This window comes from Streptomyces sp. NPDC031379 (assembly GCF_055569615.1).
The window spans coordinates 108,094-130,239 of record NZ_JBVIIT010000004.1 but is presented as its reverse complement, the minus strand read 5'-3'; the positions used below and the strand labels follow the sequence as shown (position 1 = coordinate 130,239).

Here is a 22,146-nt window from a genome sequence, read left to right as displayed (position 1 = left end):
TGTGTCCGGACTTCCCGGCTTTCGGGCGATGCTGGCAGAGGAGGTGGGCGCGGGGTAAGCGGTTGTCGGCCGGTCTATACCGGATCGTGATCGGAATCCGGCGAAGAGTGACCGGAATCCGACCTTCAGTGATGTCCCGTCAGTCGGGAGTGATCAGTCCGGGGTGTTCACCATCGACGCGGCGGCGTACGTCAGGTAGTTCCACAGCGTCCGCTCGTGCTCCTCGGACAGACCGAGTTCGTCGACGGCCACCCGCATGTGCTTCAGCCAGGCGTCGTGCGCCGCCCGGTCCACGGTGAACGGGGCGTGCCGCATGCGCAGCCGGGGGTGGCCGCGGTTCTCGCTGTAGGTGGTGGGGCCGCCCCAGTACTGGATCAGGAACAGGGCCAGCCGCTCCTCGGCCGGACCCAGGTCCTCCTCCGGGTACATCGGCTTCAGGATCGGGTCCTCGGCGACTCCCTCGTAGAAACGGTGGACGAGCCGGCGGAAGGTCTCCTCCCCGCCGACCTGCTCGTAGAAGGTCTGCTCCTGAAGCGTGCCGCGCCGAATCTCATTCACCCCCCCATGGTCTCAGACCGGGTGACCCAGGACTTGGGACTTAGGACCCGGAGCAGCGGCTCGCCCCTACTGTGGAGTTATGGGCGCCTATGACACCGAGATCGACCGCCTGGCCGCCGAGGCGCGGGCCGAGCTGGTGCGGGAGATCGAGGACGACGGGGCCTGGGCCGAGGACCCGGTGTGGCGGGAGACGTTCGCGACCGTGCCCCGGCACCTGTTCGTGCCGTACTACTACGTCGCCGGGCGGGGCGGCTACGCGCGCCGCTGGCGCGAGAGCCCCGATCCCGAGGTGCGCGAACACTGGGTGCGCGGCGCCTACGCGGACGTGCCGCTGGCCACCCGGCTGCGCGACGGCGAACTGCTCTCCTCCAGCAGCCAGCCCTCCCTGATGGCGCGGATGCTGGTCGCCCTGCGCGTCGAGGAGGGCGACCGGGTCCTGGAGGTGGGCGCCGGCACCGGCTACAACGCGGCCCTGCTCGCCCACCGGCTCGGCGACGACGACCTCGTCACCACCGTCGACCTGGAACCGGAGATCACCGAGTCGGCCCGGCAGCACCTGGCGGCGGCCGGGTACCACCCGGTCGTCGCCACCGGCGACGGGGCGCGCGGGGTACCCGAACGCGCCCCCTTCGACCGGATCATCGCCACCTGCGCACTGCCCACGGTGCCGCGAGCCTGGCTCGCCCAGTGCCGTCCCGGCGCCCGCGTCCTGACCCCGCTGGCCACCGGCCTGCTGGCCCTCACCGTGCGGGACGCGGAGCACGCCGAGGGCCACTTCCTGCCCGGGGCCGCCTACTTCGTACCGCTGCGCGGCGAGGGCCGGACGGAGCCCGCGGGGGCGGCCCTGGCCGGGCTGCCGGGCCGGGCCCGCGAGCAGGACCTGTTCCGCTTCCTGTTCGCCCTGGTCCGCGGCACTCTCGAGCCGGAGGAGGCCTACGCGCTGTGGGAGCGCGAGGGCGAGCCCGATCGCGGGCGGTACGGCGTCACGGTCGCCGGTGAGCACGCCTGGGCCTGGCTGGACGACCCGGAGGGGCCGCACCTGTGGCCCCTCCGCTGACGCGACCGCGGGCTGCCCCGCTCGTGTCTCAGCCCCGGCGGATGGTGATCGTCGTCCAGGCGCCCACGTGCACCCGGTCGCCGTCCCGCAACGGGACCGGGACGAACGGCTGGATCGGTTCTTCCGAGCCGTTGACCGTGGTGCCGTTCGTCGAGTTCTGGTCGACGACCGCCCAGTTCCCGTCCGGCTGCTGCACCAGCACCGCGTGCTGGTGCGAGACGCCCGGGTCCTCCGGCGGCACCGACAGGTCGATGTCGGGGGTGTCGCCGGTGGAGTGCCGACGGCGGCCGATGGTGACCTGGTTGCCGGAGAGCGTGCGCTGCTGCTCGGGCGAGTACGCGGGCAGGTTCAGGCCCGTGGCCTCGGGGCCGGAGCGCTGCATCATCGCCATGAAGTAGTCGCGGTCCGGGCCGATGGTCGCGATCCAGGTGGCCGGCTGCTGCGGCGCCTGCGGGAAGCCGGGGCCGGGCGGGGCCTGGGTGCCGCCGGGCTGCGGGTAGCCGTACCCGCCGCCCTGACCGCCGGGGCCCTGTCCGGGCCCGGACGGGCCGGCGGACGACGGCGGGGAGATCACCCAGTCGTCGCCACCGCCGCCGAAGGACGGGCCACCGGAGGCGGGACCGCCGGCCGGGGGCCGGCCGGTCTCCTGCGGGAACGCGGGCGGAGCGGGCGGCCCGGACTGCTGGAACGCCTGCGCGGCGCCGCCGGGACCGGCGGGCGGCGTCGGCCCGGGCGGCGGCGGTACCTGACGCGAGGGGTCGCCGCCGAAGCCGGAGGGGCCGGGCGCGCCGGGGCCCTGGGGCGGGCCGGGCGGAGTGGGGCCACCGGGACCGGACGGCTCGCGGCCGAAGGGCGGCGGCCCGGACGGGCCACCGGGACCCTGCCCCGGACCCCCGCCGAAGCCGGGACCCTGACCGGGATTGCCCCCGAAGCCGGGACCCTGACCGGGATTGCCGCCGAAGCCGGGACCCTGACCGGAATTGCCGCCGAAGCCGGACGGAGCGCCGGAACCCGGGCCCTGGCCCGGACCGCCGCCGAAACCGCCCTGACCGCCGGGGCCCTGTCCGTGACCGGGGCCCTGCCCCTGGCCGGGTCCCTGTCCGGGCCCCTGGCCCTGGCCCGCGCCGAAGCCCGGCGGCGGTCCCGGCGGGCGCCGGTCGTCGCCGAAGCCGGACGGGCCCTCGGGGCCCGGGGAGGTCGGCGGGCCGGACGGGCCGCGGTCGCCGCCGAACGGCGTCGGGCCCGACGGCTCGCTGCCGAAGGACGGGATCGGCTCGGCGGGCCGGTTCACCCGCGAGGGCCGCGAACCCTGGTACTCGTACGAGTCACCGCCGCCGTACGTCGCGCTCGGCGGCTCGAAGCGGGGCTGCGGCGGGCGCGGGGCGGCCGGGGTGTACGAGGTGGCCGTGTTGGTCAGGAAGTTCCACCGGCACTCCTCGCAGAAGGGCGCGCCGCCCTCGCGGGGCGTACGGCACTGCGGGCACAGCTCCGCCTCGGGCGCACCCGGCGCCGGCGGGCGGCCGCCGGGCTGGGCGCCCTGCGGCGGCGGGAAGCCGTAGCCGCCGGCGGGCGGCGGCGGAGGCGGCGGAGGTACGGCACCGGCCATGCGGTGACCGCAGACCTCGCACCAGTCGTCGGAACCCGACTGGTGTCCGTTCGGGCAGGTCGGCATGTCGGTGCTTCCCCTTCTCCTAAGGGTCCGGCTGGATCGCTCGAATCGCTTCCAGGGTCACTTCTTTACACGAACAGTCTTTGTGGACCGGGTCTCCAGAGTCATCTCATCGGCCTCCGCGACCTTCGTCTTCAACCGCACAGTACCTGTCGCGGCGTCGACCACGTCCACCACCTTCGCAAGCAGTTTCGCAGTATCGGCGTTGCCCGAGGCACTCGCGAGCTGAACTGCGCGCCCGAGTTTGGCCGTTGCTCCATCGAAATCGCCCGCTTTGCGGAGATCGAGGCCTTGCTGGATGGCTTGTGCCAGTTCGGCCTGCCCGGTGTAGTGGGCGACTTGGGGATTGATCGAGGTGGAGGCCACCATGTCGTCGGTCCACACGGCCCGTACGAGCCCCTGCGCACCCAGGTTCTGTACCGTTCCGTCCGCTTGTGGGACGACCAGGGAGACCCGGGCGGCGAGCATCTCCTGGCCGAGCCCGGCCGGCGGGACCTGCACACACAGGTGGTAGTCGCGGGACTCGTCGCCCCAGGACCCGGTGGGATAGTCCCCGGCGCGCGGCCCGGCCTCGGCGCGCCGGCCGGTCAAGTCCTCGACGGTCGGGGCGACTTGCTTGACGAATCTGATGGTGGCGCCCACCGGCGTCCACACCCGCAGGGAGACGTCGGCGACCTCCTTGCCCATCGCCGACTCCATCATCCGCGTGAAGTCCGCGGCCAGGCCCGCCGGGTCGGCGACGATGTCGGCGGTGCCGAGCAGCGCCGAGGCGATCCCTGTGACTTCTTTCACTTCCCAGTCCGTGCCCACGCCCCGGGCGTCACAGGTGAACCGCCCCGCGCACGCGTCCAGCGCGGCCCTCAGGTCCTGCGGCGACTCGTGTTCGTTGCGGCCGTCGGTCAGCAGGATGCCGTGCCGGATGGTGACGTCCGCCGAGGACAGCAGCCGGTCGGCCAGCCGCAGCCAGGTGCCGATGGCCGTGCCCCCGCCCGCGCTGAGCCGGCGCAGCGCCTGCTTGGCCTGCCCGCGTGTGACGGCGTCGGCGACCGCGAGCCGTCCCCCGCCCGGGTAGACCTCCGAGGCCACGTGTGTGCCGCCGATCACCGCGAAGTGGGTGCCGTCGCGCAGGGTGTCGATCGCGGCGGCGGTGGCGTCGCGGGCGTTGCGCATCTTGGTCGGCGGGTAGTCCATGGAGCCCGAGCAGTCGACCATGATCGCCACGGCGGCGGAGGGCCGCTGCCCCGGCGCGTACACGGGCGCGGCCACGGCGCTGCCGACGGTGCCGCCGCCCGTCGCCGTCACCGTGACGATGGCGTTGACCTCACGGCCGCCCTCGGGCTGGTACTCGTTCTGGTAGACGTCCACCGAGAACTGCGGCACGTTCGACTTCGCGAAGATGGCCATGCTTGATCGACTCCCCCTTGGCGCACCCCGCTGACGCGAGGCGTTGCGTGTGGACGGACCGGTCCCCTCCGGCCCGCCGCGCTTTCCCCGTCCGGCAAGGTGTGGTGTGTACGGCGTTGTGCACCGCGTTGTGTGTACGGCGTTTTGTACGGCCTCAGGCCGATACTGCCCCCTGCGGCGGCGCCGGGAACGGCAGGACCGCCACTGTTACGTTGTCGTGGCCCCCGCCGTCCAGCGCATGACCGACCAGCACCCGGGCGCTGTGCAGCGGGCGCGCGGCCGCGTCCGCGGGGACGGCCTCGCACATCTCCTCGGCCGTCTCGGCGTAGTTCCACAGGCCGTCGGTGCACACCACCACGACACCGGGCCGGTCCGGCTTGAAGGACGCGGTGTGCGGCTCCAGTTCGTAGGCGTCCGCGCCGAGCCAGCCGGTGATCGCGTGGGCGCGCTCGTCGGCGTACGCCTCGGCCTCGCTCATCAGTCCGGCGGCGACCATCTGAGCGGCCCAGGAGTCGTCCTCGGTCAGCCGGGCCGGGGGCGCGCCGCGGTCCGCGGGCACCCAGTAGACGCGGCTGTCGCCGACCCAGCCGACGACCAGCAGCCCGGAGGTGACGATCGCGCCGACGATCGTGCAGGCCGGGGCGTTCTGGTGCGGGGCGTGCTCACGGGCCGTCACGGGTTCCTCGGCGAGCGCGTTGACGGCCTGCGAGGCGGCGACGATCGCCTCGTGCATGGCCTGCTGCGGGTGGGTGCCCCGGGGCAGGGCGGCCAGCAGGGTCTCCCCGGCCGCCTGGGAGGCGGCCATGGAGGCGTCGTCGGGGCGGGTCGCCGAGGAGACGCCGTCGCAGACGACGGCGAGGGCGGCGGGCGTGCCGTCGGGCAGCGCGAGGTGACCGACGGCGAAGGCGTCCTCGTTGCGGTGGTGGCGCAGGCCGCGGTCGCTGACGGCGGCGACCGGACCCGACTCGCGCTCCATGTGGTCGCGTTCGCGTGGCTGGGCGTGCCCGCAGTTCTCGCAGTAGCCGTCGCTGTCCACCCGGCCCGTCCGGCAGGCCACGCAGACCTGGGCCGGATCGGCGGCCGGTACGGCCGAGGCGGTGCCGGCGGCCGCGCGCGGGTCCGGTGCCTGCAGCGGGTACTCGTCGGGCTCCGCCGGCCGGTCGAAGCGGACGCCGGGAGCGTCCGGCTCCTCCGGGCGCAGCGGCCCGCCACCCGAGTCCGTGCCGGGCAGATCGGCCGGCAGATGCACCGCGGGCGGGGTGCTTGCCGAGCCGGGCGGCTCGGGAGCCGGCCAGTCCACGCCGTCCCCGGGCGCCGGGGAGCCGGTCATGGTGAGGGTCGGATGGTCCTGCGGCGGAGCGGGCACCACCGATAGGTCGTAACCGCACGCTCCGCAGAAGAGATCACCCGACTCGACGGGCTCCGCGCAGCTCGGGCACTTCGACAGTGCGGCCTGCTGGGGCATCTGCGACATCAACTACACCCACGTCCGGGGGCGGTAACGGTTGGCCCGTTCCACCAGTTCGATCCTCTCCTCGCCGCCGGGCGCCAGCCGGGCCAGCGTGCGGTAGGCGCGCTCCAGGCCGAAGCGGAGGCCCCGCTCGTCCAGACCGCTGCCCAGCAGCACCCGTGCGCCGGCGGCCGGTGGCGCGCCGTCCTGGCCTCCGGAGAGTATCCAGTCCAGCGCGCCGCCGAGCACTTCCGCCGACAACCGCTCGCGGCGAGCCGGGTCGAGACCGTACGCCTGGAGCGCCTCGACCTGCCCGGCGGCGGCGGTCAGGTCGTCCAGGAACGGTACGTCACCGGCGCTCGCCGTGCGCTGTCTGAGCCGGGCCCGGACGGCGGCGACCCGGGCGGCCGTGTAGTGGATGGAGGACTCCGGCACCGACTCCAGCGTCGTCACGGCCCCGCGCCGGTCCCCGGCCGCGAGTTGGACCCGGGCCAGACCGAAGGCCGCGCTCACATAGCTCGGGTCGGTCGCCCACACCAGGCGGTAGTACTCGGCGGCGTTGTCCAGCTGGCCCAGGACCTCCGCGCACAGGGCGAGCGCCAGCTTGGGCGCGGCCTCGCCGGGGAAGGCGTCGTAGATCGCGTCGAAGGAGAGCGCGGCGCCCTCGAAGTCACCGGTGACCAGGGCGGCCACGCCCCGGTACCAGACCACCCGCCAGTCGTCGGGCCGTTCCTCGTCCAGCTTGGCCAGGGACATCAGCGCGGCCTGGTGGTCGCCGCTCTCCAGCCGGGCGCGGATCTGCCGGAGCCGGGTCTCCACGGTCTGCGCGGGCGCGGCGGCCAGCGCGCCGATCAGCTCGGCCGGCGCGGAGGCCATGAGCCCCGCGAGGAAACCGGCGTTGGGGTCGTTCGGGTCGACCAGCGGGACCGGCAGGGCGAGTCCGGCGGCCGGGGTCTCGACGGCCTTGACGAGGGCCGGCGGGGGCAGCGCGGGGCCGGCCGCGGGCGTCCGCACCGTCCGGGCCCCCAGCCGGGACACCTCGCCGTCCAGGAGCGGGAACAGCTCCGTGTCGGTGACCTTCACCTCGGGCCCGAACAGCGTCGACAGCGCGGGCCTGGCCTGCCCGGTCTGCAGCGAGACGACCTCGCGCAGCACCCCGGTCAGCTGCTCGGACATCTCCTGCGCGGAGGCGAACCGGCGGGCCGGGTCGGGGTCGGTGGCACGCACGAGGAGCCGGTAGAAGGACTCGTAGCGGCGGAAGACCTCGATGGTGTCCGGGTCGGGCAGGGAGTCCACGAAGACGTTCGTGTAGCCCTGGAAGTCGAAGGCGAGCACCGCGAGGGTACGGCCCACCGTGTACAGGTCGCTCGCCACCGACGGGCCGACCTCGGCGACCTCCGGCGCCTGGTAGCCGACCGTGCCGTAGATCGCCGACTCGTCGTCGTCCATGCGGCGCACCGCGCCCATGTCGATCAGCTTGAGCTGGTCCTCGGTCTGGATGGCGTTGTCGACCTTGAAGTCGCAGTACAGCAGGTTGCGGCTGTGCAGATGGCCGAGCGCCTCCAGGGCCTCGATGCCGTAGGCGCAGGCCTGCTCCACCGGCAGCGGGTCGCGCCTGCCGTCCGGGCCGCGGCGGGCGTTGGCGATCTCCTTCAGCGACTTGCCGCCGACGTACTCCATGACGATGTAGCCGTCGAGGGAGCCGGTGCGCTGGTCGAGGTGCTCGACGAAGTTGTAGATCCGCACGATGTTGGCGTGCTCGATCTCCGCGAGGAAGCGCCGCTCGGAGATCGCGGCGGCCATCGCGTCCTGGTCACCGGTGTCCAGCAGGCCCTTGAGGACCACCCACCGGTCGGAGACGGCCCGGTCCACGGCAAGGTAGATCCAGCCGAGCCCGCCGTGCGCGAGGCAGCCCGCGACCTCGTACTGGCCGTGCACGACGTCCCCGGCCTTCAGCTTCGGCACGAAGGAGTACGGGTGCCCGCACTTGGTGCAGAAGCCCTCCGTGCGCCCGGGGCGGTCCCCGCGGGCCCGGCCGACCGGCGCCCCGCAGTCCGACCGCGAGCAGAACCGCTTCCGCTCGGGCACCTCCGGATTGTCGAGCACCATCGCGCGCGGGTCCGGCCGGGGCACCTGCGGCACGCTGACCAGCCCGGCGCCCAGCCGCCCGCGCGTCGAGGTCCCCGAGGACGAACCGGAGCTGCGCACCGACACCGAACGGCCGGTGGACTTCCCCGACAGGGACCGGGAGAGCCGCCCGGACACCGAGCGGCGCGACTTCGACGACTGGGAGGACGTACGGGAACTGCGCGAGCTGCGGGAACTGCCGCTGTCCGCCGAGCCCCTGGTGACCCCGGTGGGCGGCGAGCCGACCATCCCGGTCGCGGAGACGACCGGTGCGAGGCCGCAGGTGTCGCAGTACAGCTCGCCGCCGCCGACGTCCTCGTACGCTCCCTCGCAGCCCGGCCGCTGACAGGACTGCCCCGGCTGGCTCATGACTGGTCCCCCTTACGGTCCTCCGGCGCGCTCGCGCTGCCGAGCAGGTCGGCCGCCAGCTGCTGGTAGCGCAGCACGGCCTGTTCCGCCACGCGCAGGTCGCAGGGCGCGCTCCACAGCATCCGCCGGGCCGCGTCGTACCGCTCGACGAGCAGCGGGTCCTCGGCGAGACCGTGCCGGGCGACCTTCGCCTTGTAGGCGTCCAGCCGGCCGCGCAGCTCGGCGCGGACCGCGAGCGGCGCGGTGACGGCGGTCAACGACTCGCGCGCACGCAGCAGTTCGTCGTCCGCCTTCTGCTCCAGGGACTCCAGCAGCGGGGAGAGCCGGTGCCACTGCGCCTGGCGACGGTACTCGGCCGCGGCCGCCAGCTGCTCCTGCAGCGCGGTCGGCGGACCGCTGACGACGGGCACCTCGGTGGCGGCGATCTTCGCCAGCACCTCGCCGCGCGCGGTACGGGCCTCCGCGAGGGTGCGGTCGGCGCGCGAGAGCACGTCCCGCAGCCGGATCAGCCGCGTCTCCGCGTCCTGCCGGACCGTGAGCACGGCGTCGATCTCCCGCCGCACGTCCTCCAGGGCGCGCGCCTCACGGTCGTACACCGTGGTGTCCGGGCGGCCGCCGCCGGGCGCCGAACTGCCCTCGGCCGGGACCCAGAAGGCGAGCGGGTCGGAGACGACGTCCTCGCGCAGCCTGGTCAGCGTGCGGGTGATCCGCTCCAGGTCGTCACCGGCCGGGTGCTCGCCCGGCCGGACGCCGACGGAGTGGGCGAGCTTGCGGGTGCGCTGGAGTTCCGCGGCGAGTAAATCGATCCGCGCGGGCAGCGCCGACCACACGGCGTCGGCGGTGACGACCAGGTCCAGGCTCGTCGCGTACAGCTCGTTCATCCGGTCCACCAGGGCGGTCAGCGAGAACGTCTCGCTCAGCCTGCCGTTCCCGGCGACGGTGACGGACTCGCCGCGCAGCAGCTCGGTCAGCTCGGCCAGGTCCTCACGGCTGGACCAGCGGCGCCGGGCGCGGATCTCACGGGCGCCCCGCAGCGCGGCCGCGTAGGCGTCGAAGTACCCCCACAGCAGGGTGATCCGCGCCTCCGTTGCCTGCCAGCGTTCCCGGGTGACGCCGGTCAGTTCGGCGCCTTCGAGGAGTCTGCGGCCCGCGTGGTCCTGCAGGGCCAGCAGCGAGGTCTCGATCGCCTCGTGCTCCTGGCCGAGCCGCGCCAGCGCACGGTCCACCTCGTCCCGGTCCATCACCGGCCCGGCGGGGTCCGTGACGCCCATCGATCACCTCTCGCTGCTGTCTGGTCGGCCTGTCGTGCAATACGGGATTCAGCTGTTGCGCAGATACTGCGGCGCGGGTGGCTCGGACGCGGCCGAGTCCTTCCCCAGTGTCGCCGACAGCCAGGTGTCGTACGACGCCTGCCAGCCGTGCGCGCGGTAGTCCACCAGAATGCGATTGACCCGGCGTACCAGATCGGTCGCGTCCTTCTTCATCGCCACGCCGTAGTACTCGGTCGTGAACGCCTTGCCCTTGAGTTCGACGGTCGGGTCCTGCGCGGCCTGGCTCGCGGCGAGCGCACCGTCGGTCACCACCGCGTCCACCTCGCCCAGTTGCAGCCGGACCAGGCAGTCGAGCTGGTTGGGGACGGTGGTGGAGATGTCGGTGGAGGCGGGCAGCTCGCCCGCCTTCCTGTCGGCGTCCAGCTTGGTGTACGCCGTCGAACCGGCCGCCGTGCAGACCTTCTTGCGGGCGAGCGAGCCGTCGTAGCCGGTGACGGTGGACGACTTGGGCGCGAGCACCTGCTGGCCGGTCTTGAAGTAGGGTGCGGAGAAGGCGACTTGCGACAGCCGGTCACAGGTGATCGTCATGGTCCGCACGACCATGTCCACACGCCCGTCCTGGATCGCCGGCATGCGCTGGCTGGTCGGGATCGCCTTGAACTGCACGGCGTCGGGGTCACCGAGGATGTCCTGCGCGATGCGGTGCACCAGGTCGATGTCGAAGCCCTCCAGCTCCGCGCCCTCGGTGTTCGGGTTGCGGTAGCCCCAGTGGTAGCTGTTCTGGTCGACACCGACGATCAGCTTGCGCTTGGCGCCCGTACGGGCCTTGATCGCCTCGATCGTGGGGCCGTCGGCGCCGGACGGGGCGAGGGTCTGCTTCTGCGCCTCGGAGTCCTTGCAGCCGTCGACGCGGGCCTGGCTGCCGGTGGCCACCTTCCGCCCGGCCGGCCTGCCTCCGTCGGGCGTCTGGGTGCGGGGCAGCAACAGGACGAACGCCAGCGCCAGCGCGCACAGCACCGCCATCGCGCCGACCCCGCCCCAGCCCCGCAGGGAGGCCCGTGCACGTGCCGCGTACATCGCCCTGCCCCCTGTCACCGGTACTCCGAAAGCCTGCGCCCGATGCCGGCCACGGCACCGGCCGCGCCCAGCACCGCGAGGACGGCCGCGCCCACCGGCAGCCCGGTCATGGCGTTCCGCCCGTCACCGGCGGCCTGCTGGAACTCGGTCTGTTCGTGGTCGATGGCCCGCGCGAGGTTGGCGTCGACACTGTCGAAGCACTCACCGGTCGCTCCCTCGGCACCGATCACCTTGTCCAGCGCCTGCTGGTAGTTGCCGTTCTCGTCCTCGGCGCGGGCCGAGGCGTGGCGCTGCTTCCACACCGCCATGTTGCCCTCGGCCGCCTTGACCGGCGCGGTGCCGGCCCGGTCGTCGGCGAGCCGGCCGGCCTCGGCCAGCCCCTTGCCGAGCACGGTCATGTCCCGGTCGAAGTCGTAGTAGTAGGCGTCGTGGGGCTTTCCGCCGACCGTGATGGTCTCGGCGCCGCGCGCCACCAGGCTCAGGTTCTCGTTCCCGCGTGCCTTCAGGGACGCGATCCGGGCGTCGTGCAGGACGCTCAGCGAGCGGATGCCGTGGTCGTAGGAGCCGTCGAGGTCGGACCGGGCGACCATGTGCCCGACGACCAGCCACAGCAGGACGACCGTGGTGGCCGCGGTGCCGGCGACCAGGCCGTGGTTGAGGACGCGGTGGGTGCGCCGGTACGTGCGGTGCTGGGCCCAGCCGAGCGCGGCGAGGGCGAGCACACCGAGCGCGATGGCGGCCCACGGATAGGGCGTGGCGTCCGCGTAGTCGGCGTCGAGCCGCTGGTTCTCCTTGGTGTAGAGGTCCTCCGCCGCCGGGAGCATCTCCTTCTGCATCTTCTCGTTGGCGTACCGCAGATAGGCGCCGCCGACCGGATAGCCCTGCCGGTTGTAGGTCCGGGCCCGCTCGATGAGGCCCTTGTACTCGGGCAGCAGCCGGTTCAGCTTGGTGATGGCCGCCTCGGAGGCGGAGCCGGGCTCGGCGTTGGCGGCGGCGGTCACGAGCCCGGTGGCCGCGCTGCGGATGTCCTTCTCGTACCGGTCCCGGGAGGCGGCGGTCTCCTGGCCGCCGGCGAGGAACCCGCTCGACGCCGCCGTGTTGGCGTCCGCCAGCGAGCGGTAGATGCCGGCCGCGCCGGAACTGAGCGGCTGGCTGCGGTGCAGCACGTCGTCGGCGGCGGCCGCCCGCTCGCTGGTCTGCCAGGCGGTGACGGCGCCGAACGCGAGGACCAGCAGCGCGAGGAGGGCCCCGATGATGCGCAGCCGCCCGGGCTCGGTGGTCGCGGCGGCGCGCACCCGTTCGACGCCTTCGGCGAAGGCGGTACGGCGGGCCGGGACGGCCGGGACAGGGGACGCCGGCGGACCGGGCTGCGGGGGGATGCCAGGGGCGGCGGCGGGCACGGCGGGATTCGCCCCCGGTGGCGCCGCGCTGCTCTTCGGCGGGTGTGTCACTCGACCTCCCCCATGGTCATCCGTTCGCCGCCCAGTATCACCGCCGGGACCGGCATGCGCACCGGCCTTCACTGGATCTTGATCGGATCGCAGCGTGCCCGAGGGCGTACGGCGCCCGGCACACCACCCCCTGCCGATGAACACGCCGGGTACGGCGGATCGGTTCCGGCGCGAAGGTCACACGTTCGCCGACTCCCAGTGCGCCCGCGCCCGTTCTCGCGCCTCGGGCCCGGCCCCCAGCCGGTCCAGCCCCAGCAGCACCGCCCCCAGGACCGGGCTCGCCGTGACCACGCGGACGTCGGCCTTGGGGGCACGGGCCGCCAGCAACGCGCGGACACCGTCGTCGAGCTGGGGGTGGCCGGCCGTGAGGACGCCGCCGCCCAGCAGTACCGGGGTCTCCTCGTCGAGCAGGTCCAGGCGGGTCAGGGCCACCGTGGCCAGCACCGTCACCTCCTCCGCGAGCCGGGTGACGAGGGAGCGGGCCACCGGGTCGCCGTCGGCGGCCGTCGCGAACAGCACCGGGGTCAGCTCGTGGCGGCGGTCGTGCTCGAGGTGCTCCAGGTGCAGGGCCTCGATGAGGGCGTACATGCTCGGCAGGCCGAAGCGCGCGGGGAGGGTGCGGGCCAGGGCCGTCGGCTCGCCCCGGCCGTCCTCCGCGCGGGCGGCGTGCCACAGGGCCTCCTCCGCCAGGCCCCAGCCCCCGCCCCAGTCCCCGGAGATCCGGCCGATCGCCGGGAAGCGGGCGGTGCGGCCGTCGGGGCGCATGCCGACGCAGTTGATGCCCGCGCCGCAGACGACCGCGACGCCGCGCGGCTCGGCCACGCCCGCCCGCAGGATCGCGAACGTGTCGTTGCGGACCTCCACCGACGCCGCCCACGCGCGCGCCCGCAGAGCGGCCGCCAGCCGCTCCTCCTCCACCGGCACATCGGCGTTGGCCAGGCACGCCGAGACATGGCCGACGGACGTCACGCCCGCGTCGGCGAACGCCCGCGCGACCGGTTCGGCCAGCGCGTCGACCGCCGCCGCCACGCCCACCGCGGGCGGGCGGAAGCCGCCGCCGCGGGCCGTGGCCAGTACCCGCCCGGTCGCGCTGACCACGGCCACGTCGGTCTTGCTGTTGCCCGCGTCGACGGCGAGGACAGCCGCGGTCTCAGGTGCGGTCAGGCCCACGCCAGGTGCTCCCGGTTGTGTGCGATCAACTGGTCGGTGAGGGTCTCGGCGTACGCGTACTGGCCGATCAGGGGATGGGCGAGGAGGGCGCGGAAGACCCGGTCGCGGCCGCCGCGCAGCGCCGCCTCCAGGGCCAGGTCCTCGTACGCGGTCACGTTCGCGACGAGGCCGGTGAACAGCGGGTCCAGGGCGGGGACCGGCAGCGGCACCGGGCCCGCCGGGCCGACCGCCGCCTGCACCTCGATCACCGCGTCGCCGGGGAGGAAGGGCAGCGTGCCCTTGTTGAGCGTGTTCACCACCTGGTACGGGCTGCCGCCCCCGCCCAGCAGGGCCGCCGCGAGGTCCACGGCCGCCTCCGAGTAGTAGGCGCCGCCCCGCCTGGCGAGCAGCGCGGGCTTCTCGTCCAGGGCCGGGTCGCCGTACATCGCCAGCAACTCGCGTTCCATGGCCGCCACCTCGGCGGCGCGCGAGGGCTTGGTGCGCAGCTCGCGGACGACCTCGTCGTGGGCGTAGTAGTAGCGCAGGTAGTAGGAGGGGACCACGCCCAGGCGGTCCAGGAGGGTGCGCGGGAGGCGGACGTCGTCGGCGATCGCGTCGCCGTGCTCGGCGAGCAGCTTGGGCAGGACGTTCTCGCCCTCCGGGCCGCCCAGCCGTACGCCGGTCTCCCAGGTGAGGTGGTTGAGGCCGACGTGGCCGAGGTGGACGTCCGCCGGGGCCAGGCCCAGCAGTCCGGCGAACTTGCGCTGGAAGCCGATCGCCACGTTGCACAGGCCGACCGCCCGGTGCCCGGCCTGCAGCAGGGCGCGGGTGACGATGCCGACCGGGTTGGTGAAGTCGATGATCCAGGCGCGCGGGTTGGACCGGCGGACGCGTTCGGCGATGTCCAGGACCACCGGGACCGTGCGCAGGGCCTTGGCCAGGCCGCCCGCGCCCGTGGTCTCCTGGCCGATGCAGCCGCACTCCAGCGGCCAGGTCTCGTCCTGCTGCCGGGCCGCCTGCCCGCCGACGCGCAGCTGGAGCAGCACGGCGTCGGCGCCCTCGACCCCCGCGTCCAGGTCGGAGGTCGTGACGATCCGGCCGTCGTGGCCCTGCTTGGCGAAGATACGGCGGGCCAGGCCGCCCACCAGTTCCAGGCGTTCGGCGGCCGGGTCCACGAGGACCAGTTCCTCGATGGGCAGGGTGTCCCTGAGGCGGGCGAAGCCGTCGACGAGTTCGGGGGTGTAGGTCGAGCCTCCGCCGACCACGGTGAGTTTCATGTGTGGTTTAACCCTTCACTCCGGTGAGCGTGACGCCTTCCACGAACGCCTTCTGGGCGAAGAAGAACACGAGGATCACGGGGGCCATGACCAGCACCGTCGCGGCCATGGTGAGGTTCCAGTCGGTGTGGTGGGCGCCCTTGAAGGACTCCAGGCCGTAACTCAGGGTCCAGGCGCCGGGGTTCTCGGACGCGTAGATCTGGGGGCCGAAGTAGTCGTTCCAGGCGTAGAAGAACTGGAAGAGGCCGACGGCGGCGATGCCGGGCCGGGCCATGGGCAGCACGACCCGCACCAGGGTGCGCAGGTCTCCGCAGCCGTCGACGCGCGCCGCGTCCAGGTACTCGTTCGGGATCGTCATCAGGAACTGGCGCAGCAGGAAGATCGAGAACGCGTCCCCGAACGCCATCGGGATGATCAGCGGCCACAGCGTGCCGGACAGGTCCAGCTGCTTCGCCCAGAACAGGTACATCGGGATGATGATCACCTGCGGCGGCAGCATCATCATCGAGATCACCAGCATGAGGGACAGATTGCGGCCCCGGAAGCGGAACTTGGCGAGCGCGTACGCCACCGGGATCGAGGACACCACCGTCAGGACGGTGCCGAGGCCGGCGTAGACGAGGGTGTTCCTCCACCAGGTCAGGAAGCCGGGCGTGTCGAAGACCTTCCGGTAGTTGCCCCACTCCCAGGTGTGCGGGATCAGGTCCCGGCTGAGCGCCTGGCTGTCGCTCATCAGCGAGGTCAGGAACACGAACACGAAGGGCAGCGTGAAGAACAGCGCGGCGGCGACGCCCAGGGAGTGCACCGCGATCCACTCCAGCAGGGCACGGCGGCGGGCCGTGCGTTCGGCGCCGTACGACACCGGGGGCGCCGGCTTCACCGGCTGGTCCAGTACCTGGGTCATGGTCAGTCACCTGCCTGGATGAGACCGCCCCGGCGCCGCATCAGCAGCGCGGTGAACGCCATCGACAGGGCGAACAGCACGAGTGCGACGACACACGCCGAGCCGTAGTCGAAGCGCTGGAAGCCGAGGTTGTAGACGAGCTGGGGGAGGGTGAGCGTGGACTTGTCCGGGTAGCCGGGCTCGAACTGGGTGCCCGCGCCCTGGATCACGCCCGAGGCGACCTTTCCGGCGATCAGCGGCTGTGTGTAGTACTGCATGGTCTGGATCACGCCGGTGACGACGGCGAACATCACGATCGGGGAGATGTTCGGGAGCGTGACGAACCGGAAGCGCTGCCACGCCGAGGCGCCGTCCAGTTCCGCCGCCTCGTACTGCTCCGTCGGCACGTCGAGCAGTGCGGCCATGAAGATGACCATCAGGTCGCCGATGCCCCACAGCGCCAGCAGGGTCAGGGCCGGCTTGGACCAGTCGGGGTCGTTGAACCAGCCGGGCGCCGCGACGCCCACCTTCTCCAGGACCGAGTCGACCGGGCCGGTGCCGGGGTTGAGCAGGAACGCGAAGGCCATGGTCGCCGCGACCGGCGGGGCCAGGTAGGGCAGGTAGAACAGGGTGCGGAAGATGCCCGTGCCGGTCTTGATCCTGGTGATCAGCAGGCCGATGCCGAGCCCGAAGACCACCCGCAGGCTCACCGTGATCACGACCAGCCACAGGGTGTTGCGCAGGGCGGGCCAGAAGAGCGGGTAGTGCTCGAAGACGTAGGTCCAGTTCTTCCCGCCGCTCCACGTGGGCGGCCGGAAGCCGTCGTAGTGCATGAAGGAGAAATAGACCGTCGAGATCAGCGGGTACGCGAAGAAGACCGCGAAGCCGATCAGCCAGGGCGACATGAAGGCGGCCGTGCGAAGCGCCGCGCGGCGGCGCTTCGACGCCAGAGTGACGGTGGTCATGGGCTACTTCGCCTGCGCGATGTCCGTGTCGATCTGTGTGGCAGCCTTCTTCAGCCCGGCCTTCAGATCGGTGACCTTGCCGCTTTCGAAGTCGTAGCCGAACTGCTGGATCGTCACCAGGTACACACCGCCGTTGACGGAGGCGGGCGTCGTCGTGGAGTGCGGGTTGGCGGCGATGTCCAGGAAGGTCTTGAAACGCGGGTCGTACTTCAGCTTCGGGGACTTCAGCGCCTCCAGCGTGGAGGGCACGTTGTGGATGTCGTTGGCGAAGCCGACCACGGCGTCCGTGTTCGTGGTCATGTACTTCACCAGTTCCCAGGCCGCGTTCTGCTTGTGGCTGGTGGCGGCGACACCCGCGATGGTGCCGGTGATGTAGCCCTTGCCGTACTGGTCGGCCTGGTCGTCCGGTACGGGCAGCGGGGCGACGCCGATCTCGAACCCGGGCTTGGCCTCCTCGGCCATGCCGAGCCGCCATTCGCCGTCGAGCTGCATGGCCACCTGGCCGGTGTGGAAGGGGTGCTTGGGACCCCACTCGTCGCCGAGCGTCGCCCGGAACCTCTCCAGCTTCCGGAACCCGCCGAGTTCGTCCACGAGCCGCTTCTGGAGTTCGAAGCCCTTCTCGAAGGCCGGGTCCTCGGCGAGGTTCGACTTGCCGTCCTGGTCGAAGTAGGTGGGCGAGAACTGCCCGAAGTAGTGCTCGGTGGTGGACTCCCAGCCGTGGTAGTCCGGCATGAAGCCCAGCTGCTTGTAGCCGTCGCCCCGGGCGATGGTCAGCTTCTTGGCGTCCGCCTCGAATTCCGACCAGGTCTTCGGCGGGTGCGCGATGCCCGCCTTCTCGAACGCCGTCTTGTTGTAGTAGAGCCCGTACGCGTCACCGAGCAGCGGGACCGTGCAGCGGTTCCCGTCGAACTGGGTGTACTCGTTCATCGGCTTCGGGAACGTCGTCCCCGGGTCGATGCCCGCCTTCTTGAAGAAGGGGCCCAGGTCCACCAGCGCGCCCGAGGAGCAGAACTTGCCCACGTTGTTGGTGGTGAAGGAGGAGATGACGTCCGGGGCCTTGGCCCCGCCGGTCCGCAGCGCCTGGTTGATCTTGTCGTCGGTCATGTTGCCGACGACGTTCACGTGGATGTTGGGGTGGGCCTTCTCGAAGCCGGCGACCAGCGACCTGACCGCCTGCACCTCGTTCGGCGCGCTCCAGGCGTGCCAGAAGTTGATCGTCGTGTCCTTCGACGCGTCGTCCGTGGCGCCCGCGTCGGACTGGCCGGTACAGGCGGTGGTGAGGAGCACGGCGGAGACAGTCAGGGCAAAAGCCGCTTTTCGGGCGACTTCGGGTAGGGCTGTGGGCATGGCGAGGTCTCCCAGGGACGGGTTCGGGAAAACGGGTGGCGCTCAGCGCGAGGTGTCGAAGACCTCGTCGCGGGTGGTGGCGAGCGCGGATTCCAGTGCGCCGCGCAGTACGGGGTGTTCGCGGACGTCGCCGACGACCAGCCGGGGGCGGGCCGCCGCCAGCTCCTCCAGCTCGGCCTGGACGAGGCCGCGCAGCACCTCGCCGCCGGCCGTCAGGGCGGAGCCGCTGAGGACGACGAGTTCGGGGTCGAGGACGGAGACGAGCGAGGCGAGACCGGTGGCCAGCCGGGTCGCGTAGGTCTGCAGCAGCTCCCGGTGCGGGCCGCTCGCGTGATCGGCGGCGCGGGCCACCAGCTCCGCGGCGGCCTCGGTGTACGGCCCCGGCGGCACGTCCGCGATGCCGAGTGCGCGGGCCAGTGCGGGTACGGCCTGGGAGCCGGCCAGCTCCTGGTAGCCGCCGCTGTTGGCCTTGGTCACCTGGCGCACCAGGGGTGCGCCCGGCACCGGCAGGAAGCCGACCTCGCCGGCGCCGCCGGTCCAGCCGCGGTGCAGCCGGCCGCCGAGGACCAGGGCGGCGCCGAGGCCCTCCTGGTTCCACAGCAGGACGAAGTCCGCGTGGCCACGGGCCGCACCGAGCCGCTGCTCGGCGATGGCGGCGAGGTTGACGTCGTTCTCGTACTCGACCGGCATCGGCAGCGCCGCCGCGAGTTCGTCGAGCAGCGCGGGGGAGTGCCAGCCGGGCAGGTGGGAGGCGTAGCGCAGGCGCCCGGTGTTGGGGTCGAAGGCGCCGGGAGTGCCGATGACGAGCCGGTGCACATCGGGCCGGGTGAGCCCGGCGGCCTTCACGGCGCCGTCCAGGGCGTCGGTGACCTGCTGCACGACCGGCTGGGCCGGGCGCCGGCCGGGGGTGGGCAGCTCGTGCTCGCCGACCGTGCGGCCGGTGATGTCGGCGACGGCGGCGCGGATGCGGTGCGGGGTGACGTCGAGCCCGGCGGCGTACGCGGCACCGGGATTCACCGCGTAGAGCTGGGCGTTGGGGCCCGGCCGGCCCTCGCTGGTGCCGGTGACCCTGACCAGCCCGGCCGCCTCCAGGCGGGCCAGCAGCTGGGAGGCGGTCGGCTTGGACAGGCCGGTGAGCTTGCCGATGCGGGTGCGCGACAGCGGCCCGTGCTCCAGCAGGAGGTCCAGGGCGGCACGGTCGTTCATGGCGCGCAGGACGCGAGGAGTGCCCGGCGTACCGGCGGTTCCTGCCATGGGGGTCGACACCTGCCTTTCCAGCCGCCCAGCTTCTCAGTGACCTGACCACGGCGTCCAGCCTTGATCGTCGGCCGCAGGGAAGATCACTGTTAGGAAACTTTCCTATTCGGGTGGGAGGAACGTAAGCCCAGGACGAAGGGGGCGTCAATAGACAACGCCCCCGAGGCAACAGAGTCGTTACCTCGGGGGCGTGTCCGTACGGGCGCGCGTGCGCCCTCGGCGGCTACTTGACCGTCACGTGGTCACCGGCGGACGTCTTCGCGCCCGTGGTGGCCGTACCGGCGAAGACGAAGCGGTAGGTGCCGCTCTTCGTCGCCTTCACGGTGGTGGACAGGGCGCCACCGGTGCCGGAGGTGATCGTCTTGACGTTCGCGTACGAGCCGCCGTCCGCCTTGAACTGCAGGGCGACCTTCTGCTCCTTGTAGCCGACGTACTTGCCGGTCGACCAGTCGGCCCGGGTCAGCTTGCCCTTGACGGTGAGCGTCCTGCCCTTGACCGCGGGCTCCGGGGCGGCGTTCACGGTCAGCGCGGCCGCGCGCTGCACCTTGACGGAGGCGAGGTTGCCCCACACGGTGACGTCGCTCTCGCCGTGCAGGTAGTCGTCCGAGATGACCTCGTCGCTGTGCGCGTAGATGCCCGCGGCCTTCCATGTGGTGGCGTCGGCGGCCTCGTACAGCGCCTCGTCCGGGACGACGACGATCTTCTCGGTGCAGCTCTGGGTGACCGTCGTGTCGGTCGTGGCGGTCGTCGTGCAGGTGGGCGGCGTGTCGGGACCCAGCTCGTTGTCGATCGACTTCAGGGTGCCGCGGTACAGCATCACCGCCTGGACGTTCTTCTTCTGGTCGATGACCAGTCCCTTGGGCCGGGTCAGGGTGTACGACACCGGTACGCTCACGGCCTTGCCGGTGCCGACCACGACCGGCTTGCCCTTGTTCACGGTCACGCCGGCGAACGTCAGGTCCGGCGCACCGGCCGCCGAGGCGGCGGGAGCGGCCAGGCCGGCCAGGGCCAAAGCACCGGACAGAGCGGTGCCTATGGCGAGCTTTCGCATGTTTCCCCACATTTCGGAACGGGCCCCCGGGCGCGGCGTCGCGCTCCAGAGCAAGGGCCCGATGTGGACGTGACCCTAAAGGATCACCGAATGCGGAGAGGACGCGGGGGTCCTGTGAAGACGATCTGGATCCGACGTCTCGTCACGCGGGGCCGGACGGGTCCGGGCGGGCGGGCCACGTGGGGGCAGGTGGAGTTCCGGTGGTGCCCGTTCCGCGGCCGGCGGTCGGTCGCCGGATCGCTGAGCCGCGACCGGGCGTCGGGTCGTGCCCGGCCGCGGGTCCGGGCCGGCGAGCCGCTGACGGGCACGCCGGGTCGGCGCCGGACGAGTGCGTTCGTCGCGCTGTGCCGGCTCACGCGGCCGGCGAGGGAGGGGCCCTTCCGTCTCTTCCCGCGAGCGGGCGGGCCGACCTTCCCCTACTTCGCCGGAGGCGCCGGCCGCTGGGCGCCTATGGGGGCCGTCGCAGCCGACTGCGGGGAGTCCGCGTTGGAGTAGACCGACGGGGCGGCGACCGTCGCCGTCGGGTCCGGGACCTCCGCGTCCTCCACCGCCGTGGCGCCGCCCACGATGCGGATGCTCGCCGCGTCGAAGGCGCGCTTGATGCGCCAGCGGAGTTCGCGTTCGACCGTCACCGACTTGCCCGGCATCGTCCTGGCCGAGACCCGGATCACCATGGAGTCGATCAGGACGGAGTCCAGGCCGAGCACCTCCACCGGGCCCCACAGCAGCTCGTTCCAGGGCTCTTCCTTGCTCATCTTCTCGGCGACCTCGTCCAGCGTGGCCTTGACCCGGTCCTGGTCCTCGCTCGCCTTGACGGTCACGTCCACCCCGGCCGTCGCCCAGCCCTGGGAGAGGTTGCCGATGCGCTTGACCTCGCCGTTGCGGACGTACCAGATCTCGCCGCTGTCGCCGCGCAGCTTGGTCACCCGCAGCCCGACCTCGATCACCTCGCCGGAGGCCACCCCCGCGTCGATCACGTCACCGACGCCGTACTGGTCCTCCAGGATCATGAACACGCCCGAGAGGAAGTCCGTGACCAGGTTCCGGGCGCCGAAGCCGATCGCCACACCGGCCACACCGGCCGAGGCCAGCAGCGGCGCCAGATTGATCTTGAAGGTGCCCAGCACCATCAGCGCGGCCGTGCCGAGGATCAGGAAGCTGGCCACCGAGCGCAGCACCGACCCGATCGCGGCCGAACGCTGCCGGCGCCGCTCGGCGTTGACCAGCAGCCCGCCCAGCGCGCTGCCGTCCACGGCCTGCACGGTGCGGCCCATCCGGTCTATCAGTTTGCTGATCGCCCGCCGCACCACCGCTCTGAGCGCGATCGCCACGACCACGATCAGCAGGATCTGCAGGCCCATCGCGAGCCAGGTCGACCAGTTCTGCTCGACCCAGCTCGCCGCGTTCGTCGCGCTCTCCTGGGCGTCCTGGAGCGTCGGCACGGCCGGGGCCGTCGACCCCGAGGGGGACGGTGACGGGGACGGCGATGCACCGGCGGCCATCAGGGCGGCGGGCAAGGACGACACGGCAGGTACCTCCAAGGTGCAGCGCAGTCCGTACCGGTGGGCGGTCAAGGTCACGAAAAGGTCACCGGACGGACAGGACCACCACACTAACGGGGCATTGTGTGCGTCCCGCGCGGATCCGCCAAGGAGAGGCGCAGGAGAGACGGGACTCACCCTGGCTTGAACAGGCCATGATCCTGGGGATGTATCGGGTGTGGTCGAAAACACTCCCAGCCCGTTACCGGGACATGGTGGCGCGTTCACCAGGCATGAGGGGAG

Annotated in this window: 17 protein-coding genes; 1 reads left to right on the top strand and 16 read right to left on the bottom strand. The window is 72.5% G+C overall.

Annotated features, from left to right (window positions below; translation table 11 throughout):
* Positions 1-153 precede the first annotated feature (153 nt).
* Entirely contained in the window at positions 154-558 is a 405-nt protein-coding gene (locus ACZ5CW_RS07385; RefSeq protein WP_468599221.1) for a globin, read from the bottom strand.
* Between the two features lie 79 nt (positions 559-637).
* Here ACZ5CW_RS07385 and ACZ5CW_RS07380 point away from each other — a divergent pair, with 79 nt between their 5' ends.
* The gene (locus ACZ5CW_RS07380) at positions 638-1,615 is read left to right on the top strand and encodes a methyltransferase domain-containing protein (protein WP_468599219.1); all 978 of its coding nucleotides are present in this window, start codon (positions 638-640) and stop codon (positions 1,613-1,615) included.
* A 28-nt stretch (positions 1,616-1,643) separates the two neighbouring features.
* Here ACZ5CW_RS07380 and ACZ5CW_RS07375 read toward each other — a convergent pair whose 3' ends face one another.
* From ACZ5CW_RS07375 to ACZ5CW_RS07305, 15 genes are all read right to left on the bottom strand, one after another.
* Positions 1,644-3,287 (bottom strand): FHA domain-containing protein, encoded by a 1,644-nt coding sequence (locus tag ACZ5CW_RS07375; protein ID WP_468599218.1) that lies wholly within the window; start codon positions 3,285-3,287, stop codon positions 1,644-1,646.
* A gap of 57 nt (positions 3,288-3,344) precedes the next feature.
* On the bottom strand, positions 3,345-4,688 hold the full coding sequence (locus ACZ5CW_RS07370; RefSeq protein ID WP_468599216.1) for a vWA domain-containing protein: 1,344 nt from the start codon (positions 4,686-4,688) through the stop codon (positions 3,345-3,347).
* A gap of 154 nt (positions 4,689-4,842) precedes the next feature.
* Positions 4,843-6,162 (bottom strand): PP2C family serine/threonine-protein phosphatase, encoded by a 1,320-nt coding sequence (locus ACZ5CW_RS07365; RefSeq protein ID WP_468599214.1) that lies wholly within the window; start codon positions 6,160-6,162, stop codon positions 4,843-4,845.
* A gap of 3 nt (positions 6,163-6,165) precedes the next feature.
* A complete protein-coding gene (locus tag ACZ5CW_RS07360; protein WP_468599212.1) occupies positions 6,166-8,634 on the bottom strand; it encodes a serine/threonine-protein kinase in 2,469 nt (822 codons plus the stop codon).
* Positions 8,631-9,905 (bottom strand): hypothetical protein, encoded by a 1,275-nt coding sequence (locus ACZ5CW_RS07355; protein WP_468599211.1) that lies wholly within the window; start codon positions 9,903-9,905, stop codon positions 8,631-8,633. Before ACZ5CW_RS07355 ends, ACZ5CW_RS07360 begins: the two co-directional genes overlap by 4 nt.
* A 48-nt stretch (positions 9,906-9,953) precedes the next feature.
* Positions 9,954-10,982 carry a glutamate ABC transporter substrate-binding protein gene (locus ACZ5CW_RS07350; protein WP_468599210.1) on the bottom strand — a complete coding sequence of 343 codons (1,029 nt, stop codon included), beginning with the start codon at positions 10,980-10,982 and terminating at the stop codon, positions 9,954-9,956.
* Between the two features lie 14 nt (positions 10,983-10,996).
* Complete coding sequence (locus ACZ5CW_RS07345; RefSeq protein WP_468599208.1) at positions 10,997-12,433, bottom strand: hypothetical protein; 1,437 nt, start codon at positions 12,431-12,433, stop codon at positions 10,997-10,999.
* A gap of 177 nt (positions 12,434-12,610) precedes the next feature.
* A complete protein-coding gene (locus ACZ5CW_RS07340) occupies positions 12,611-13,603 on the bottom strand; it encodes an N-acetylglucosamine kinase (protein WP_468599207.1) in 993 nt (330 codons plus the stop codon).
* The gene (locus ACZ5CW_RS07335; RefSeq protein ID WP_468599205.1) at positions 13,594-14,859 is read right to left on the bottom strand and encodes a 6-phospho-beta-glucosidase; all 1,266 of its coding nucleotides are present in this window, start codon (positions 14,857-14,859) and stop codon (positions 13,594-13,596) included. Before ACZ5CW_RS07335 ends, ACZ5CW_RS07340 begins: the two co-directional genes overlap by 10 nt.
* A gap of 7 nt (positions 14,860-14,866) precedes the next feature.
* The gene (locus tag ACZ5CW_RS07330) at positions 14,867-15,763 is read right to left on the bottom strand and encodes a carbohydrate ABC transporter permease (RefSeq protein ID WP_468599203.1); all 897 of its coding nucleotides are present in this window, start codon (positions 15,761-15,763) and stop codon (positions 14,867-14,869) included.
* A 2-nt stretch (positions 15,764-15,765) separates the two neighbouring features.
* A complete protein-coding gene (locus ACZ5CW_RS07325; protein WP_468599201.1) occupies positions 15,766-16,707 on the bottom strand; it encodes a carbohydrate ABC transporter permease in 942 nt (313 codons plus the stop codon).
* A 3-nt stretch (positions 16,708-16,710) separates the two neighbouring features.
* Positions 16,711-18,054: an ABC transporter substrate-binding protein gene (locus tag ACZ5CW_RS07320; protein WP_468599199.1), complete on the bottom strand. Its 1,344-nt coding sequence runs from the start codon at positions 18,052-18,054 to the stop codon at positions 16,711-16,713.
* 42 nt (positions 18,055-18,096) lie between these two features.
* Positions 18,097-19,308 (bottom strand): ROK family transcriptional regulator, encoded by a 1,212-nt coding sequence (locus ACZ5CW_RS07315; protein ID WP_468599197.1) that lies wholly within the window; start codon positions 19,306-19,308, stop codon positions 18,097-18,099.
* Between the two features lie 226 nt (positions 19,309-19,534).
* On the bottom strand, positions 19,535-20,362 hold the full coding sequence (locus ACZ5CW_RS07310) for a hypothetical protein (protein ID WP_468599196.1): 828 nt from the start codon (positions 20,360-20,362) through the stop codon (positions 19,535-19,537).
* Positions 20,363-20,778: 416 nt separating this feature from the next.
* The gene (locus tag ACZ5CW_RS07305) at positions 20,779-21,864 is read right to left on the bottom strand and encodes a mechanosensitive ion channel family protein (RefSeq protein ID WP_468599520.1); all 1,086 of its coding nucleotides are present in this window, start codon (positions 21,862-21,864) and stop codon (positions 20,779-20,781) included.
* Positions 21,865-22,146: the final 282 nt, after the last annotated feature.